We start from the raw sequence: 15,922 nt of genomic DNA, 5'->3' as shown, positions 1-15,922 counted from the left end.
GTCCATGGGGGGGGCTCGGGGAGGCGCGCTGGCGCCAGGAGGGCGCGCGGTGGCATCAAGCATGGCAGGCCCTCAGCAGCAGGCGGCGGACGCAGGCGGCCACGTGGTCGCGGAAGGCGTTCAGGCGCGACTCGGACGCGCCCGAGGGCGGCGGCTCCTGGGGCTCGCCCACCGCGAAGGTGAGCTGCACGGGCAGCGGCAGGGGCCCCAAACCCATCACCAGCGGCATGCGGTACTTCTCCTCCTGCGCCAGCTGCCAGCACAGCCGGTCCTCGGCCGGGGGCCAGAAGAACGTGTCGTCCACGCCGAACCCCGCGAAGGGCACCACCGGCACCCCCGCCTTCATGGCCAGCCGGACGAACCCCAGCGCACGCTCCCAGCGCAGCCGGTAGCGGCCCTGGCTGCGTTTGAACGTCTCCCGGGCCCCGCCCGGGTAGCACACGACGAGCTGCCCGTCCGACAGCGAGCGCAGCGCGTTCTCCGGCGTGCCCTCCACCCCGCCCAGCCACGGCAACACGGTCCGGACCAGGGGAATCTTGAAGAACCCCCGCTCCGCGAGCCCCAGGGGATACCGACCCGTGGCGTTGTGCAGCAAATGGAAGAAGGCCGGCGTCTCGTATCCCCAGACGCCGTGGTTGCCGACGAGCAGCAGGGCGCCCTTGCTGGGCAAATGTTCAGCACCCACCAGTCGGGCGCGGTGGTAGCGCGCGGACAGGGCCGCGCCGGTCTCAGCGAACCGGAACACGGCACGGCGGACGCTTGCGAGTGTGGTTTCCACGGTGGAGCCAAGATGGAACCGCCCGCGCGGGCCGGCACCGGGCTGGCAGGCGGCCGGTCAGGGGCCCCGCCGCTGTTGTCATCCAGGCCCTGAATGTCGGGGATTGCCTGCCAGCAGGCTGGCTTTCGCGGCGGCACGCCAGAAGAGACCCGGTGCGGTTGTCTGCCTCCAACCCCATGCCGATGCTTGGTGCATGGCGGAGTCCATGGCGGGGTCTTTCGGTATTCTCGTGGAGCAACACCGTGAGCTGGAGGCGCTGCTGGAGCGCCTGGACACGGAGACGGACCCGGAAGAGCTGCGGGTCCAACAGGAGGCCTTTTGCCGCCTGTTGCGTCTGCATTCCCGCCTGGAGGAACGCCATGTGTACCCGCTGGTGACGCGCGTGGAGGGACGCGCCCGCGCCCGCGAGGAGGCCGAGGATCACCTCACCCTGCGGGAGTTGCTGGAGGAATTGCAGGAGCTGACGCCGGGCGGCGCCGAGTGGCAGGCGCGCCTGTTCACCCTCCAGGACCTCGTCGTGGCGCATGTGCAGGCCACGGAACACCTGTTGCTGCCCCGGCTCGCCACTTCCCTGGACTCAGGGGAGTTGGAGGATCTGGAACACGACCTGGCACTCACGTACGAGGAGCTGTTGGAGCGCTCGCAACGCACCCCCGCCTCCGGTCGTGGTGCGTTGTTGGAAGCCCTGCATTGGGATGCGTAGAAGCCGCGCGGTAGCGCCTTCCAGGCGCTTGTTCCCGGCCTCTGACGCCCGCTGATACGCAGTGGCGTCACAACTTTTTATCGCTTCCTTCGACAATTGGCTTTCTGGGAGGTATTGGTAGTCCGGCGTGCCGGTTCACGCCAAGGCAAAAGCTCCCCCCTAAACCGAGGATTGTTCGAAATGTCAGTTGACAAGGCGTTCCGCGAGATGATTCGCAATGAGATTGAAGTGCAGTTGAAGCCCCTGCGCGACGTGGTGTCTCGTCTGGAGGCGGGGACTGCGGACCTGGATGCGCTGCGCAGCGTGGCCGAGCGTCTGGCGCCCCTGGCTCAGGTGGTGGGACCGCTCTTCGGCGCGCAGGCGCCCGCGGCTGGCAAGGCGGGGCGTCGCCCCGTGGGTCGTCCGGCGGGCCGCGCGGCCGTGAGCGCGCCGGTGGCGGCGGCGTCCGGTGGCAAGCGTCGGGGTCGCAAGCCGGCGGCGGACGGCGGCGCGCGTGAGTGCGCCATCCAGGGCTGCGGCAAGCCCAGCCGCACCAAGGGCTACTGCGCCGCGCACTACCAGAAGCTGCGGATGCTGGAGAAGACCAACCGCCGTCCTTCCGCGTGGTCTGACTACGCGAACCCGAACAGCGTGGAGGACATCAAGCTGCCCCGTGGCCGCGCCGCCTCCAAGGCGCTCGCGGAAGCCGCTCAGAAGAACGGTTAAGCAGTACGTTTGAGCAGTACGTTGCCCCGGCCCGGGCAGAGGTGAACCACACTCCCGTACGGGAGCGTGGGAGGTTTATCCCGCGCGGAGGATGTGCTTGCGCCGCGAGGGGGTTGGTGCGCATGAATGCCCGGGCCATGAGCAAACGCGACCTGGAGCCTGGAATCGTCACGGACCTCGCGGGCCGGACGACCTACGGTGACTATCTGCAGTTGGACCGGCTGTTGTCCGCGCAGGTGCCCCGTTCCCAGCCTCCGCACCACGACGAGTTGTTGTTCATTGTGCAGCACCAGACGAGCGAGCTGTGGATGAAGCTGCTCATCCACGAGCTGTCCGCGTGCATCCGCTACATCCAGGCGGACCGGCTGGAGCCGTCCTTCAAGATCTTCGCGCGCGTGGCGCACATCCAGCGGATGCTCTTCGAGCAGTGGAGCGTGCTGGAGACGCTCACGCCCAACGAGTACCTGGAGTTCCGCGACACGCTGGGCCACGCGTCGGGCTTCCAGAGCGCGCAGTACCGGCAGGTGGAGTTCCTGCTGGGCAACAAGGACGAGAGCGCCCTGAAGCCCTTCCAGCACGTGCCCCACGTGCACGCGGAGCTGGAGCGGCTGTTGGAGTCCCCGGGCATCTACGACGAGTTCCTGCGCCACCTGGCGCGCAAGGGGCACGACGTGCCGGCGAGCCACGTGGAGCGCGACTGGCGTCAGCCGTATGAGAAGAGCCCCCAGGTGATGGAGGTGTTCCGTCGCATCTACGAGGACACGGAGAAGCACTGGGATGCGTATGAGATGTGCGAGAAGCTGGTGGACACCGAGGAGCGGTTCCAGCTCTGGCGCTACCGCCACATGATGACGGTGATGCGCATCATCGGGTTCAAGCAGGGCACGGGCGGCTCTTCGGGCGTGGGGTTCCTGCGCAAGGCGCTGGACCTGCGCTTCTTCCCGGAGCTGTGGGACGTGCGCACGACGCTCGCGCCGCCCTCGCGGCCCCGGGGCCCGGCGTAGGTTTCGCGGGTCCCTTGAGTGCTCCACGGGCGGACGGGTACGGGGTGCCGGCCCGGGCGCGGGCTTCCTAGCTTGAGAGAGGTCAAACCCTCTCACCTTGGAAGGAGCCGCCCATGGGCGAGCACGACAGTCCCCGGAAGGAACCGCAGCTTCCGGAGGACGAACAGGAGATCAAGCGTCAGGCGGGAGACCGCCCCGTCCCCACGCCCGGCCACATCGGCCACCTGCCCGACGATGCAAAGGGACCCGGTATGGGCGTGGTCCTGCCTGAGGGCGGCGGAGACTGAAGAGACATCTCGCGTGAAACATCCGGGCGCCAGGAAGTCGGGGGCCTTCCGGGGCTCCCGGCGTCGGGGTACACCCGAGGGAAAGCGTGTCAGACGGGCATGAGAGTGTCCGGCCATGGCCCTACCTGCTAGATTGGTTGTCCCAGAGATGACCCGAAAGCCCGCGACCTACGCCGACCTCGAAGCGCTGCCCCCGAACCAGGTGGGGGAGATTGTCGATGGCGAGCTGCATGCGACCCCCCGCCCCGCGGTGCGGCATGCCTTCGCGGCCATGCAACTCGCCACCGATCTGAACAACCCGTTTGGCCGGGGACATGGCGGACCCGGAGGATGGCACTTCCTCTTCGAGCCGGAGTTGCACCTGGGCCGGGATGTCCTGGTGCCGGACATCGCGGGCTGGCGTCGGGAACGCATGCCCAAATTGCCGGATGTGGTGGGCATCAAGATGGCGCCGGATTGGCTGTGCGAGGTGTTGTCCCCCTCCACGGCCCGCCTGGACCGGACCCGGAAGCTGGTGGCCTATGCCCGGGAGGGCGTGAAACACGTCTGGCTGGTGGATCCGCTCCTGCGGACCCTGGAGGTCTTCCGTCTGGAGGGGCCGCACTACCTGTTGCTCGCGACGCATTCGGAAGCGGAGACGGTCCAGGCGGAACCCTTTGAAGCGCTCGCCCTGGAACTTCGCGTCCTGTGGGGGGACGTCGAGTAGGGTTGGGAGCACCATGTCCGTGCCCGCGGGAAGTCCGCTGCTCTTCGAACAGGCCCACATCCTCTGCTACCGCACGTTCGACATCGCGGAGGAGATCGACCTGGAGCGCGCGCGCAAGGCGTTGTCGGAGGACTCGCGCCGGCTGAAGCTGTCGCGTGAGAACAGCCAGTACATCCAGCTGCCCAATCCTCCCGTCGCCTATGAGCTGGGCCGCAGGCCGCTCGCGCTGCGCGGCGGCCCCGTCACCGTGGACGCCACCGCGCGCCTGTTCGACCACGGCGCCGCGTCCATCATCCTCCGCGTGCCCGTGACGCCCGGCACCACCTGGGAGACGCTCACCCAGGTCGCCGACGAACTCTATGACAGCCAGGCCCTGGAGGACCTGGCGCGGGAGCTGGTGGAGGGCGTGCGCCACACCATCGCCTCCGCGACGCAGGGGCCGCACCTCTGGGACCAGAGCGAGAGCTACACCGTCATCTTCGCCGAACGCATCCAGGGCAACCCGTCCGCGGAGGAGCTGCTCCAGCACGCGGACATCGCGCGGCTGCTGCTGGGCGAGGTGGGCACGCCGGACCTCGCCCCGCGCGAGCGCGAGGCCGTCACCCAGGTGCGCTTCAGCTACACCGCGCACGACCTGGTCGTCGTGGATTGGAACTCCGCCTTCGTCTACGAGCCGTCCGGCTCGCGCGACATCCCGGACCTGTTGGAGATCGCCAACGCGCAGCTGCTGGAGTTCCGCTACTACGACGAGCGGTTGGACAAACACATCGCCCGCATCCACGACGAGGTGCAGGCGCGCAAGCCCGGCTGGACGACGCTGTTCCGCAGCCCCTACCGCAGCCTCGCGCGCGAGACGCTGGGCACGCTCGTGGACCTCAACGAGTTCGTGGAGCGGGTGGAGAACAGCCTCAAAATCATCGGCGACTTCTACCTGGCCAAGGTCTACGAGGGCGCCGTTCGCCGCATGCGCATCCCCGCGTGGCAGGCCTCCGTCACGCGCAAGCAGCAGCTGCTCGCGCAGACGTATGGCCTGCTCAAGGGGGAGGTGGACATCGACCGCTCCCATATCCTGGAGATCATGATCGTCGCGCTCATCGTCCTGGAGATCGTCCTCGCCTTCATTCCCGCCTTTCGCCACTGACCCTGGGTGGCAGGGCACCCTGGAGGGTGGGAGGTTTCGGCGGCGGGCTTGGGCTACGCTGTGCGGCAGGGCGCGCGCCGGGCCGCCCGTGACTCGCTCCCGGTCCTGTCGACGGGGGGCGGAGGTTGCCGCATGAGTGCTTCGAGCCCCCTCTTCGGTGACCTGTTGCTCAAGCTGGGCGTCGTCTCACCGGGGCAGGTGCAGGAGGCGCTCGCGCTGCAGGCGCTCACCGGTCAGCGCGTGGGCGAGGCGCTCATCTCCCTGGGCTACGTGTCGCGGGAGCAGATCCAGGACGCGCTTGGCGAGGCGCTGGGCCTGAACCAGGACAAGGGGCCCGCGCAGCCTCCGCTGGGCGAGCTGCTGGTGGGGCTCAAGTACGTGACGCTCGCGCAACTGGCGGAGTCCCTGGCGCGGCAGCGGCGCGACGGGCGCCGGCTGGGGGAGATCCTCGTCGAGCAGGGCCACTGCACGTACAAGCAGATCTACGAAGCGCTGGGTGTGCAGAACCGCATCGCCGGGCGGCAGGACATGCCCCGCCCCGCGATGGAGGGGCGCCGCCGCGTGGTGGTGGTGGATGACAGCCCGCTGGCGTGCGCGTTCGTGCAGGAGGGGTTGGTGGCGCTGGGCTACGAGGTCCTCTGCTTCCAGGACCCGTACGAGGCGCTGGAGGGCATGGGCCGGCTGCAGCCGTCCATCGTGCTGAGTGATTTGGAGATGCCGGGGCTGGACGGCGTGGAGCTGTGCCGGCGGCTGAAGGAGGGCCCGCGCAGCGCCATCCCCATCATCGTGCTCACCGCGAACGACCGCGAGGCGGAGCGCGTGCGCGGGCTGCGCGCGGGCGCGGATGACTACGTGAACAAGTCCGCGTCCATGGATGAGCTGGCGGCGCGCATCGAGAGCGTGGTGCGCCGCACGGGCGAGACGGAGCGCATGCGCAAGCTGTTCGCGCGCTACACGTCCGACGCGGTGGTGGAAGAGATTCTGAAGAGCGCGGACGCGGCGGTGCTCGCCGGGGAGAAGCGCGAGGTGACGGTGCTGTTCGCGGACATCCGCAACTTCACCGGGCTCGCGGAGAGCCTCCCGCCCGAGCAGGTGGTGGCGGTGCTCAACCAGGTGCTGGGGCGGCTGTCGGACGCGGTGCTCACCTGCGGCGGCACGCTGGACAAGTTCCTGGGCGACGGGCTGATGGCGGTGTTCGGCGCGCCGGTGGCCCGCCCGGACGACGCGCTCCGGGGCCTGCAGTGCGCGAAGATGATGATGGAGGCCTTCGTGGAGCTGCGCGCGGTGGCGGAGGCGGAGTGGGTGGCCCACGGCCGCGAGGGGCAGCCCCTGGTGCTGGAGTTGGGCGTGGGGCTCAACTCGGGCGTGGTGGTGTCCGGGAACATCGGCAGCGCGCTCCGGGCCGAGTACACCTGCATTGGCGACGCGGTGAACGTGGCCGCGCGGCTGTGCGCGCTGGCCGGCCCGGGGGAGATCCTGGTGGGCGAGCGCACGCGCGAGCTGGTGAACGCGAATGAGACGGCCTTCGAGGACCTGCCCCCGGTGCGCCTGAAGGGCAAGCAGCAGCCCATTCCGCTGTACCGGGCCCTCTGAGGCCGCGTCCCCGGACGCCGTCGCGTCGGGGCGAAGTCGTTTCATGACCGGGGCGGCCGGGAGCGGTAGGGTGGACGCGCCATGTCTGTCACGTCCCACGCCTCCCCCGTGTCCGAGAAGTCCCGCCGCTCACCGCTGCCCTGGGTGGCGGTGGTGTTCGCGCTGGGGCTCGTCGTGGCGCTGGTGCTCACCGCCTTCCACCGCCGCGACAGCGAGCAGGCCCAACGCATCCACGCCGACTTCGGCGTCATCCTGGAGGCCCTGGAGCGCTACCGGGCCGACCACCAGGGCCGGTTGCCGGAGGAGGGCAAGCTGGACGAACTGCTCGTGCCCCGCTACCTGCCCGTCGTGCCGCTGGACCCGTGGGGCCGGGCGTACCAGTACGCCAGCAACTCGCAGGGCGTGTTCCTGGCCACCTTCGGCCGGGAGCACCAGCGCGGCGGCGTGGACGAGGACCAGGACCACACCAACCACGACGGGCACCAGCAGCTGCTGCGCTGACGTTCCCCCAGGCTCCGGTGCCCCGGCACCCAGGAACTCTGGCATCCCGGAGTTCTGGCGCCCTGGCGCCCTGGCGCGAGGAGAGCAGGCAGGCCGGCACGAAGGGCGGGACGCCACCGGGCCCTGGGCGTGCGCATCCTTCTGGCGGGGAAGCCCAGCGGGCGTTGCTTCCTCCCAGGGGTCCGCCATGGCCATCATCTGCGCAACCAACCTGTCCGCCGATGCCGCCCACGCGGCCACCGTGGCGGCGACCCTGGCCTGCCGGCTGGGGGAGCCCCTGGTGCTGCTGGGCGTGGCCGACGAGGCCCCGGACGCGGAGGCCCCGGACGCCCTGGCCGTCGCGGAGGCCGGCCTCGCGGCGGAGTGCGCGCGCCTGCGGCCGCTCGTGGGCACGGTGCAGGCCCGCATGCACCGGCGGGGGGGCTCGGTGGACACGCTGCTGGGTGAGGAGGACTGTCGCAGTGCCCGGCTGGTGGTGGTGGCCGCGCAGGGCTGGCGCACCTCCACCTGGAAGAAGACGTCCCTGGCGGAGCGGCTGGCCCGTCACGGCTGCGCCCCGGTGCTGGTGGTGCGGCGGGACACGGCGCTGCTGGACTGGGCCCGGGGCCGCCGCCGGCTGCTGGTGATGGTGGGGGTGGACCCCCGGTCCTCCACGTCGAGCGCGGCGCTCGGCTTCCTGCGCGAGCTGCGGCGGGTGGGCGGGTGCGACGTGCTGGCCACCTTCGTGTGCTCGCCCGCGGAGGAGCGCGAGCGGCTGGGCATCCACAGCCCGGTGCACGTGGAGCTGCTGGCGCCCCAGGTGCGCGACATCGAGGCGCTGGACCCGGTGGTGGAGCGGGTGCTGCACCGCGAGGTGCGCGAGTGCGTGGGAGACCTGGAGGGCGAGGGCCGCGTGGAGGTGGTGCTGGAGCCCGGCTATGGCCGCCCGGCGGACCACCTGCTGCACGTGGCCCATGCGCACGCCGTGGACCTGACGGTGGTGGGCATGCACCTGCGCGGCGGGGTGCAGCGGCTGTGGCACGGCTCGGTGTCCGAAGGCGTGCTGCGCCACGCGGAGCGGTCGGTGGCGTGCATCCCGCCCGGCCCCCGGGAGCCGCGCCGCATCCCTCCGCCCCGCAGCGTGCTGGTGCCGGTGGACTTCACCCCCGCGTCGGGACAGGCCATCGCGCAGGCGTGCACGCTGGTGGGGCCGGGCGGCCGCGTGCACCTGCTGCACGTGCACCAGCTGCGGGGCCGCGAGCGGGGCCCCCGGGACATCCACGGCGTGCTCCCGGAGCCCGCGGGCGAGCGGGACGCGGTGCTGAAACGGCTCTGGGATTGGGTGCCCCGGGACGCTGTTGCCCTGGCGGTGCACTGGAGCGTGGAGGGCGTGAGCGGGAACGACGTGGCGCTCGCCATCTGCCAGGCCACGGAGCGCGAGGGCGTGGACCTGGTGTGCGTGGGCACGTCGGAGCGTCACGAACCCGTGCCGGACGTGCTGGAGGGCGCGGTGGCGCGCGAGCTGGTGGCGCGCTGCCGCCGCCCGGTGATGGTGGTGCCCACCGCCTGAGACCCGGGCCTCGGGGCGGCGCGGGCGTCCCCTTGTCCGATGAACGGATGTCCAGGTTTCCGCTCTCGGCCAGCCGGGTCCCTGCTCATTTCTCTCAAGTAAGGGATTGAACAGGTGACCCAGGAGGGCGTTAGACTTTGCAAGGACCCGTTTTCCCAGAAGGGTAGGGCATCCCGTGGCTCCTCGAGGCTATCGAGAAGAAGACCTCGTCTCCAACCGTGCGTCGCTGCTCATCCATGGAGGAACCGAGGATGAGCGCCGTGCCTGGGCGGAGGAAGCCGCGCGCAACTTTGGCGTCCCGCTGACGGAGGTGCGTCAGGCGGCGGAGCTGCCCGGGGCGCTGCGGCAGCCCAACGGCGTGCTCTTCGTCGCGGACGTGGCGAAGCTGCCGCTGGACGCGCAGGGGCTCATCCTGCGCTGCCTGCAGATGCAGGAGGAGCGGCCCAAGGTGGTGGTGGGCGTGTCCGGCGCGGCGAGCGCGGCCCTGACGCGAGGCTCGCTGCGCGAGGACCTGCACTACCGGCTGAACCAGGCGCAGGTGGACCTGCAGACGGAGGGCCTGCGCGAAGTGCTCAAGCGGCGCTGGGCGCAGCAGGCGGAGCAGCTGGCCGTGCGCGCCGCGGCGCTGAAGGCCGCCGAGGAGAAGGAGCGCGCCGCCGCCGTGGCCCGGCGCCCCGGCTCCGTCACCCGCACCTTGCCCAAGCGCAAGGCCCCGCCGCCGGTCCGCAAGAGCGCGCCCCGCAACGCGGTCCGCTGAAAAAGAAGGCCTCCGCGCGAGCCGCCCGGCCCTGGAGACCTCCCGGGGCCGGTCCCGCGTCGCGCGGCGTGAAACCCGCGCTACTTGCCGCGGCGCGAGGTCTTCACGGCCCGCTTCGCCGGGGGCGCGGACTTCTTCGCCACGGTGGCCTTGCTCGCCGTGCGGCGCTTCGCCGCGGCGGGGGCCGCCACGACCTTGCTGCCCGTCTTGCGGACCGCTGGCTTGCGCGCGGGAGCCGCCTTGCGTGCCGGGGCCGCCTTGCGCGCCGGGGTCGTGGAGGGGGTGTGCTTCGCCGCCTCCACCTTGCGCACCGTCGTGGCCTGGGCCTTGCCGCGGGCGGGGGTGACCTTCTTGCCCAGCTTCACCTGGAGCGAGTCCACCGTCCGGACCGTCGCGGACGCAGTGCCGAGGGCCGTCTTCACCAGGGCGCGGGCTCCGCGGGTGCCTGCCTGGGTCACCGCGCGCTTCACCTTCTCCACCAATCCACGCTTCGCCGTCGCCATTCGCAGCCTCGTTTCGTACTGGAAGGGGCCCCTCGTCGAGGCCCAAGGTAGTCACGCCCTCCCTCTGGAGCAGCGGTCAGGCACGTGGAGACCCTGGCAGGGAGGGCTTGTCACAGGGGGAGGGGGACGTCCAGGGCGGGGAATGGGTACTACCGGAAAGATGGGCTAAGGTTCGCGCCGTCCTCTTTCTCCTCTCCGGAGCGAAATCGCATGACCCAGCAAAGCCCTGGCAAGAAGCGTGGTCTGACCCGTCCCGTGGAAGTCGTCCGCGCGGAGCTGCTCAAGGACCCCGAGACGAAGCGCATCGCGGACGCGGTGGGCATGAAGCTCGAGGACTACGTCGAGCTGGTGCTCGAGTACGCCCAGGACAAGGACAAGGAGCCCATGCTCAACATCGTGTCCGATGAGGAGCTGAAGGCGAACGGCTTCCCCGTCCACACGGTGGAGGAGGTCGGCGAGTTCCTCGTCGCCGGTGCCAAGGGTGAGCTGCCCGGCCAGGGCAACCCCTTCGCCAAGTCGGAGTTCGAGGCCCAGAAGGGCGCGGGCACCGCCGGCAAGCCCTCCCTGAACCCCACGGGCGAGACGGCCAAGGGCCCCCAGGACGAGGCGAAGCGTCAGGAGCTGCTGGAGCAGATGAAGAAGGGTGGCGGCGGAACGCGGGGCTGAAATCGGCAGCCCGCATCGGCCGTGAAATTCGATCGGAAATTCAGGAGGAAACCTTTTCCTCCTGCCTCCGAGAATCCTTTTGTAGCTTCACTTCGGCACACACTCTCCAAACCAGACTTAAGCAGGGGGTATTACCATGGGCGGCATCGGCAAGATTGTCAGCAGCGTTGCGAAGACGGTGAGCAAGGTTGCCGGCGGCGTCGCGAACATCGCGGGCAAGGCGCTCTCCTTCGTGCAGAACCCCATGGGCGCCATCACGGGCGGCCTGAAGGGTCTGGCGGGCGGCCTCCTGGACAAGCTCCCGTTCGGCCTGGGCAAGCTGGCGAAGCCGTTCGTCGACAAGTTCATCGACTCCGGCGCGTCCCTGCTCGCGAAGGGTCCCCTCGCTGGTCTCTCCCAGCTGACCAAGTTCGCCCCGACCGTGAAGACGATCGCGGACATCGCGACCACGGTGAAGGACGGCGCGGACAAGGTCGGCGCGATGGCCTCCCAGCCCGCGCAGCAGAACGTGCAGAACCTGTTCGCCCACGCGCAGGCTCAGCTCATCAACTGAGTTCCCCGCTGAAGCTGGCGTGACTCAGGCACGAGGGCCGGTGCCCACCGAAAGGTGGGAGCCGGCCTTTCGGCTTTGCGGGGCAGACGGGTACTTCGCGACTCAGCCCTCGTCGCGGGTGAGGCGCTGGGCGTCCGCTTCGAGCCGCTCGGTGGCCTCGGGGTCGGCGCTGTCGTAGTAGCCGCGGATCTCCCCGGTGCGGTCCACGAGCACGAAGTGGGTGCCGTGGAAGATGGAGAGCAGGTCGTCCTCGGCGGCGCCGGGCTCGCGGCCCATGCTGATCTTGAAACCTTGGACGATGGTGCTCTTCAGCTGGGCGTAGTCGCCGGTGAGGAAGCTCCAGCGGGCGAAGTCCGCGCGGTACTTCTGGCCGTACTCGGCCAGGCGCTCCGGGGTGTCGTAGGCGGGGTCCACGGAGAAGGACACCAGTTGGAGCCGGGGCCCGAGCTCCGCGGTGCGCTCCTGCACGCGCGCCATCTTCTGGGTGAAGACGGGGCACACGGTGGGGCACCGGGTGAAGATGAAGTTGGCGATGAAGGGGCGGCCGTGGAGCTGCTTCGTGCCCCAGGGCTGACCGTCCTGCCGCGTGAAGGTGAACTCCGGCAGGGGGCCCAGCTTGGGCAGGGGGGTGAACCGGCCCCGGGCCAGCTCCCGGGCCGACACCGCGACCATGCCGAGCGACGCCACGACGACGCCCGCCCAGATCAGGGAGCGCCGGAGGTTCCGGGGACGGGGGGCCGGCAGGGACGAAGGCGATTCAGCGGACATGGAGCGGCACGTAACGGCATCGACCGGGGGCGCACAAGCGCGGGCTGCTCCGTGGGTAGGGGCTGGCCGCATGCGAGGCATGAGGCAGAGTGGCCGCTTCGGGCGGTGCGCCTCCGAGACGGGGTGTGCCTTGAGGGGACCCCAGGTGCGTGCTACCCGGGAAGACCATGCCCCTCGCCTTCTTTCAGTTTCAGGGTGGACGTCTCCCGGCGGGCCGGCGAGGGGGCTTCCGGTCGCTCCCGGGCCGGGTCCCCACGGGGCTGCTGCGCTGCCTGATGCTCTGGGGGATGGCCGTGCCGGTGGAGGCGCTGGCCTGTCCCTCGTGCACGGTCCGGTCGCCCGAGTCCCCCGGGGGCGCGGGTGTGCTGCTCCTGGCCTTGATGGGGGTGCCCTTCGTCCTGGTGGGGGTGGGCATCTGGGCGGCCCGGCGCGCCCTGCGTGACGAGCGGACCCAGGCCCCCGTGGAACGACAGGAGCACCCGTGAAGCCATCGTCTGGCCTGCCGATGTCCATGCTGTTCGGGACCGCCGCCGTACCCGCGGATGCGCCAGTGGATGCGCAGGCGCCGCTGGCGGTCGCTCCCGAGCGGGGCGCGTGGGCCCTGTCGCCGCCGGAGAACGCGAGCGCGTACGGGGACCGCATCGACGCGTTGCTGGCCAGGAGCCACGGCTTCGACCTGGCGCTGGCGGCGGTGATGCTCGGGTGGATGCTGGTGGCGGTGGTGCGCTTCCGGGGTGCCCGGACGGTGGCGCCGGACGGGGGCACGCGCCGCTCGCGGGCGTGGGTGCTGGGGCTGGCGCTGGGCGTGTTCGGCGTGGTGGACGGGACGCTGTTCCTGGGCTCCGAGGGCTACCTGCGCGACGTGCTCTGGAACTTCCGCGTCCCCGCCGAGGACCCGCGCACGGTGCGCATCGAAATCAACGCGCACCAGTGGTCATGGGAAGCCCGCTACGCGGGGGCGGATGGGACGTTCGGCACGAAGGACGACGTGGTGACGTGGAACGACCTGCGCGTGCCGGCGGGGGTGCCCGTCTGGGTGCAGTTGGTCTCCACGGACGTGGTGCACGGGTTCTCGCTGCCGGCCTTCCGCGTGAAGCTGGACGCGATTCCCGGCCGCGTGAACCAGACCTGGTTCCAGGCGGCGCGCGAGGGGTCGTGGGAGGTGGCCTGCTACCAGCACTGCGGCACCAGCCACTACCGGATGCGCGGCATGTTGTCCGCGATGACGCCTGAAGCCTACGCGTCCTGGCTGCGCGAGGCCGGCCGGCAGGCGGTGCAGGCCTACGACGCGGACGACACGGCGGCCCACTGGGGCTGGGCCTGGAGGACGCCATGAAGCTGTGGACGACGGACCCCCAGCAGGTCGCGAAGCAGTACCTGTGGGGCGGGTTCCTGTTCCTGCTGGTGGGTGGGCTGCTGGCCATGCTCATCCGCTTCCAGTGGGCATGGCCGGGGCAGCCGGTGCCGGGGCTCGCGTGGGCCCTGCCCGAGTCGAAGGGCGCGCTGACGCCCCCGGCGTACACGGCCGTGTTCACGATGCACGGCCTGCTGATGATCTTCTTCGCGGTGACGCCGCTGCTGTTCGGGGCGCTGGGGCACTTCGTGTTGCCGCTGGCCATCGGCTCGCCGCGGATGGCGTTCCCCCGGCTGTCGGCGTTCGGGTTCTGGGCGTACGCGGTGGGCGGCGCGTTGATGCTCGCGTCGTTCGGGGTGCGGCTGGGCGCGGCGAGCGCGGGGTGGACGGCCTATCCGCCGCTGTCGACGCCGGCGTTCACCCCGGGCCTGGGCCAGACGCTGGTGACGGTGGCGGTGCTGTGCGTGGGCGTGTCCGCGTTCCTGTACGGGCTCAACTTCGTCGTCACGGTGGTGCGCTGCCGGGCGCCGGGGATGACGTGGGGACGGCTGCCGCTGGTGGTGTGGGGGCTGTTCTACGGCGCGGTGCTCAACGTGCTGTTCGTGCCGGTGCTGGCGGCGGCCACGGGGCTGCTGCTGTTGGACCGGGTGGCGGGCACGCAGTTCTTCATCGCGGGCGCGGCGGCGGTGGGCGGGGGCGGCGACCCGGTGGTGTACCAGCACCTGTTCTGGCTGTTCGGCCACCCGGAGGTCTACATCCTCATCCTGCCCGCGTGGGGGATGGTGGGGGACTTCGTGGCCTTCTTCAGCCGCAAGCCCGCGCACGGCTACCGGCTGACGGCGGGGGCGATGGGCGCGGTGACGGCGCTGAGCGGCGCGGTGTACGCGCACCACCTGTTCACCAGCGGGATGGCGCCGGTGCTGGGGCGCACGTTCATGATCTTGACGCTGCTGATTTCGCTGCCCGCGGAGGTGATGTTCCTCAACTGGCTGATGACGTTGTGGAAGGGCAGCGTGCGGCTCACGTCGCCGATGCTCGCGGCGCTGGCGACGATGATCGTCTTCGGCCTGGGCGGCATCACGGGGCTCGCGCTGGGCGCGGTGGCGACGGATGTGCCGCTGCACGGGACCATGTGGGTGGTGGGGCACTTCCACCTGACGATGGGCGCGGCCAGCTTCCTCGCGGTGTTCGCGGGGCTCTACTTCTGGTTCCCCCGGCTGTACGGGCGCGCGCTGCACGAAGGGCTGGCGAAGGCGCACGTCGTGTCGAGCGCGGTGCTCTTCACCGCCGTGTTCGGAGGCCAGCTGGTGGCGGGGTACGCGGGGCAGCTGCGGCGGCTCTATGATCCGTACCAGTACACGTTCCTGGAGCACCTGCTCCCGTTGAACCGGTGGACGAGCGTGGCCGCGTTCCTGCTGGGGGCGGCGCAGCTGTTGTTCGTGGTGAACCTGGTGCGCACGCTCGGGTGGGGCCGCGCGTCGGTGCCCAACCCGTGGCAGGTGGGCACGCTGGAGTGGACGGACGCGGGGCCTTCACCGGTGGTGCTGCGCGGGCCGCACGAGCTGTCGCAACCGGAAGTACAAAAGCAACTGGGTCGCGACTGGATTGGTCAGGCGGAGCCGCTGCCGGAGGAAGTGCCCGCGGCGGTGGTGGAGTCCAAGGTGGAGATCGCGGTCTGACGTCCGACGCGGCGGAGGTTCAGGGCGCGCGGCGCTCCCAGAGGTCCACGCCCCCGGTGTCGCCCACCGGGAAGCGGCGGACGAAGTGCTTCTTGAACCAGGGCCGGCTCTCCGGGGTGAGCTGCCACGTGCCCCGCCACCCCAGGATGACGAAGCGGCAGGAGCCCAGCATGACGCGCAGGGCCTGCTGCGCTTCCGGCGCGGAGAGGGCCTCGGTCGTGTCGGGGAAGCGGTCCCCGGTGCTCATGGCGTCGTGGATCATCGTGGCGTAGATGTCCACCACGGGCGTGGCCCCCATGGGGAGCCGCCCCGCCGCGAGCGCCGTGCCGGGCTCGAACGCGAAGAGACACGCGTCGCGGGGCACGTCGGTGCGCACGTGGCGGGCGAGCGCCACGACGTCCGGGGCCTGCTGTCGTGAGCCCTGGAGGACGTGCCACATGCCGGGAAGGGACGCGGCGACGAGGAGGAGCGCGGCCACGGTGCGCGAGGCGACGCGACCCCAGCGCAGGCTGAAGGCCTGGAGCACGGAGGCCCCGAGCCCCGCGAGCACGGCCTCCGACGCGGCGAGGTGCGCGTTGTACTGGTTCCAGTAGGTCCGCGACGCGAGGAACGTGGCCACGGTGAGGACGAAGGCGACGGCGAAGAGGCGGGCGGCGGGGCGGCTCGGGGTGGGAG

The 15,922-nt window shown here is 70.7% G+C and carries 18 protein-coding genes and 1 pseudogene; 15 read left to right on the top strand and 4 right to left on the bottom strand.

Annotated features, from left to right (window positions below; all coding sequences use genetic code 11):
• Window positions 1–55: 55 nt before the first annotated feature.
• Entirely contained in the window at window positions 56–745 is a 690-nt protein-coding gene (locus D7X12_RS28600) for a lysophospholipid acyltransferase family protein (protein WP_244224837.1), read from the bottom strand.
• Between the two features lie 238 nt (window positions 746–983).
• Between D7X12_RS28600 and D7X12_RS28595 the strand changes: the two genes are divergently transcribed.
• From D7X12_RS28595 to D7X12_RS28555, 10 genes are all read left to right on the top strand, one after another.
• A complete protein-coding gene (locus tag D7X12_RS28595; RefSeq protein WP_244224836.1) occupies window positions 984–1,481 on the top strand; it encodes a hemerythrin domain-containing protein in 498 nt (165 codons plus the stop codon).
• A gap of 180 nt (window positions 1,482–1,661) precedes the next feature.
• Complete coding sequence (locus D7X12_RS28590) at window positions 1,662–2,186, top strand: cell wall protein (protein WP_120628430.1); 525 nt, start codon at window positions 1,662–1,664, stop codon at window positions 2,184–2,186.
• A gap of 137 nt (window positions 2,187–2,323) precedes the next feature.
• A complete protein-coding gene (gene kynA, locus D7X12_RS28585) occupies window positions 2,324–3,190 on the top strand; it encodes a tryptophan 2,3-dioxygenase (RefSeq protein WP_120628429.1) in 867 nt (288 codons plus the stop codon).
• 113 nt (window positions 3,191–3,303) lie between these two features.
• The gene (locus D7X12_RS43065; RefSeq protein WP_158620139.1) at window positions 3,304–3,477 is read left to right on the top strand and encodes a hypothetical protein; all 174 of its coding nucleotides are present in this window, start codon (window positions 3,304–3,306) and stop codon (window positions 3,475–3,477) included.
• Between the two features lie 148 nt (window positions 3,478–3,625).
• On the top strand, window positions 3,626–4,183 hold the full coding sequence (locus D7X12_RS28580; protein ID WP_120628428.1) for a Uma2 family endonuclease: 558 nt from the start codon (window positions 3,626–3,628) through the stop codon (window positions 4,181–4,183).
• Between the two features lie 19 nt (window positions 4,184–4,202).
• On the top strand, window positions 4,203–5,324 hold the full coding sequence (locus D7X12_RS28575; RefSeq protein ID WP_120628433.1) for an RMD1 family protein: 1,122 nt from the start codon (window positions 4,203–4,205) through the stop codon (window positions 5,322–5,324).
• A gap of 132 nt (window positions 5,325–5,456) precedes the next feature.
• Entirely contained in the window at window positions 5,457–6,917 is a 1,461-nt protein-coding gene (locus D7X12_RS28570) for an adenylate/guanylate cyclase domain-containing protein (protein ID WP_120628427.1), read from the top strand.
• 81 nt (window positions 6,918–6,998) lie between these two features.
• Window positions 6,999–7,418, top strand: coding sequence for a type II secretion system protein GspG (locus D7X12_RS28565; protein ID WP_120628426.1), 420 nt, complete (start codon window positions 6,999–7,001; stop codon window positions 7,416–7,418).
• A 187-nt stretch (window positions 7,419–7,605) separates the two neighbouring features.
• Window positions 7,606–8,967: a universal stress protein gene (locus D7X12_RS28560; protein ID WP_120628425.1), complete on the top strand. Its 1,362-nt coding sequence runs from the start codon at window positions 7,606–7,608 to the stop codon at window positions 8,965–8,967.
• Between the two features lie 175 nt (window positions 8,968–9,142).
• Window positions 9,143–9,724, top strand: a complete 582-nt coding sequence (locus tag D7X12_RS28555; RefSeq protein WP_120628424.1) for a sigma 54-interacting transcriptional regulator — start codon at window positions 9,143–9,145, stop codon at window positions 9,722–9,724.
• An 80-nt stretch (window positions 9,725–9,804) separates the two neighbouring features.
• Here the strand turns inward: D7X12_RS28555 and D7X12_RS28550 are convergent, their stop codons facing one another.
• Window positions 9,805–10,227: a hypothetical protein gene (locus D7X12_RS28550; RefSeq protein ID WP_208719348.1), complete on the bottom strand. Its 423-nt coding sequence runs from the start codon at window positions 10,225–10,227 to the stop codon at window positions 9,805–9,807.
• Between the two features lie 210 nt (window positions 10,228–10,437).
• On the opposite strand from D7X12_RS28550, the gene D7X12_RS28545 reads away from it, so the two are divergent.
• Together D7X12_RS28545 and D7X12_RS28540 are read left to right on the top strand one after the other, a co-directional pair.
• Window positions 10,438–10,893, top strand: coding sequence for a hypothetical protein (locus tag D7X12_RS28545; RefSeq protein WP_120628423.1), 456 nt, complete (start codon window positions 10,438–10,440; stop codon window positions 10,891–10,893).
• A gap of 136 nt (window positions 10,894–11,029) precedes the next feature.
• Window positions 11,030–11,446: a hypothetical protein gene (locus D7X12_RS28540; RefSeq protein ID WP_120628422.1), complete on the top strand. Its 417-nt coding sequence runs from the start codon at window positions 11,030–11,032 to the stop codon at window positions 11,444–11,446.
• A gap of 102 nt (window positions 11,447–11,548) precedes the next feature.
• On the opposite strand, the gene D7X12_RS28535 is transcribed toward D7X12_RS28540, so the two are convergent.
• On the bottom strand, window positions 11,549–12,214 hold the full coding sequence (locus tag D7X12_RS28535; protein ID WP_120628421.1) for an SCO family protein: 666 nt from the start codon (window positions 12,212–12,214) through the stop codon (window positions 11,549–11,551).
• 167 nt (window positions 12,215–12,381) lie between these two features.
• Here D7X12_RS28535 and D7X12_RS28530 point away from each other — a divergent pair, with 167 nt between their 5' ends.
• From D7X12_RS28530 to D7X12_RS28520, 3 genes are read left to right on the top strand one after another with little or no spacing between them, the layout of a single operon-like run.
• Complete coding sequence (locus tag D7X12_RS28530) at window positions 12,382–12,699, top strand: hypothetical protein (protein ID WP_120628420.1); 318 nt, start codon at window positions 12,382–12,384, stop codon at window positions 12,697–12,699.
• Window positions 12,696–13,550 carry a cytochrome c oxidase subunit II gene (locus D7X12_RS28525; protein WP_244224834.1) on the top strand — a complete coding sequence of 285 codons (855 nt, stop codon included), beginning with the start codon at window positions 12,696–12,698 and terminating at the stop codon, window positions 13,548–13,550. The genes D7X12_RS28530 and D7X12_RS28525 overlap by 4 nt, the downstream gene beginning before the upstream one ends.
• Window positions 13,547–15,247 carry a cytochrome c oxidase subunit I gene (locus D7X12_RS28520; RefSeq protein ID WP_120628418.1) on the top strand — a complete coding sequence of 567 codons (1,701 nt, stop codon included), beginning with the start codon at window positions 13,547–13,549 and terminating at the stop codon, window positions 15,245–15,247. The genes D7X12_RS28525 and D7X12_RS28520 overlap by 4 nt, the downstream gene beginning before the upstream one ends.
• A gap of 19 nt (window positions 15,248–15,266) precedes the next feature.
• On the opposite strand, the pseudogene D7X12_RS43060 reads toward D7X12_RS28520, so the two are convergent.
• Window positions 15,267–15,922, bottom strand: a pseudogene (locus D7X12_RS43060) (hypothetical protein); the annotation flags it as partial.

The organism is Corallococcus sicarius (genome assembly GCF_003611735.1).
Lineage (GTDB): Bacteria > Myxococcota > Myxococcia > Myxococcales > Myxococcaceae > Corallococcus > Corallococcus sicarius.
This window is presented reverse-complemented; position numbering and strand designations above follow the sequence as displayed.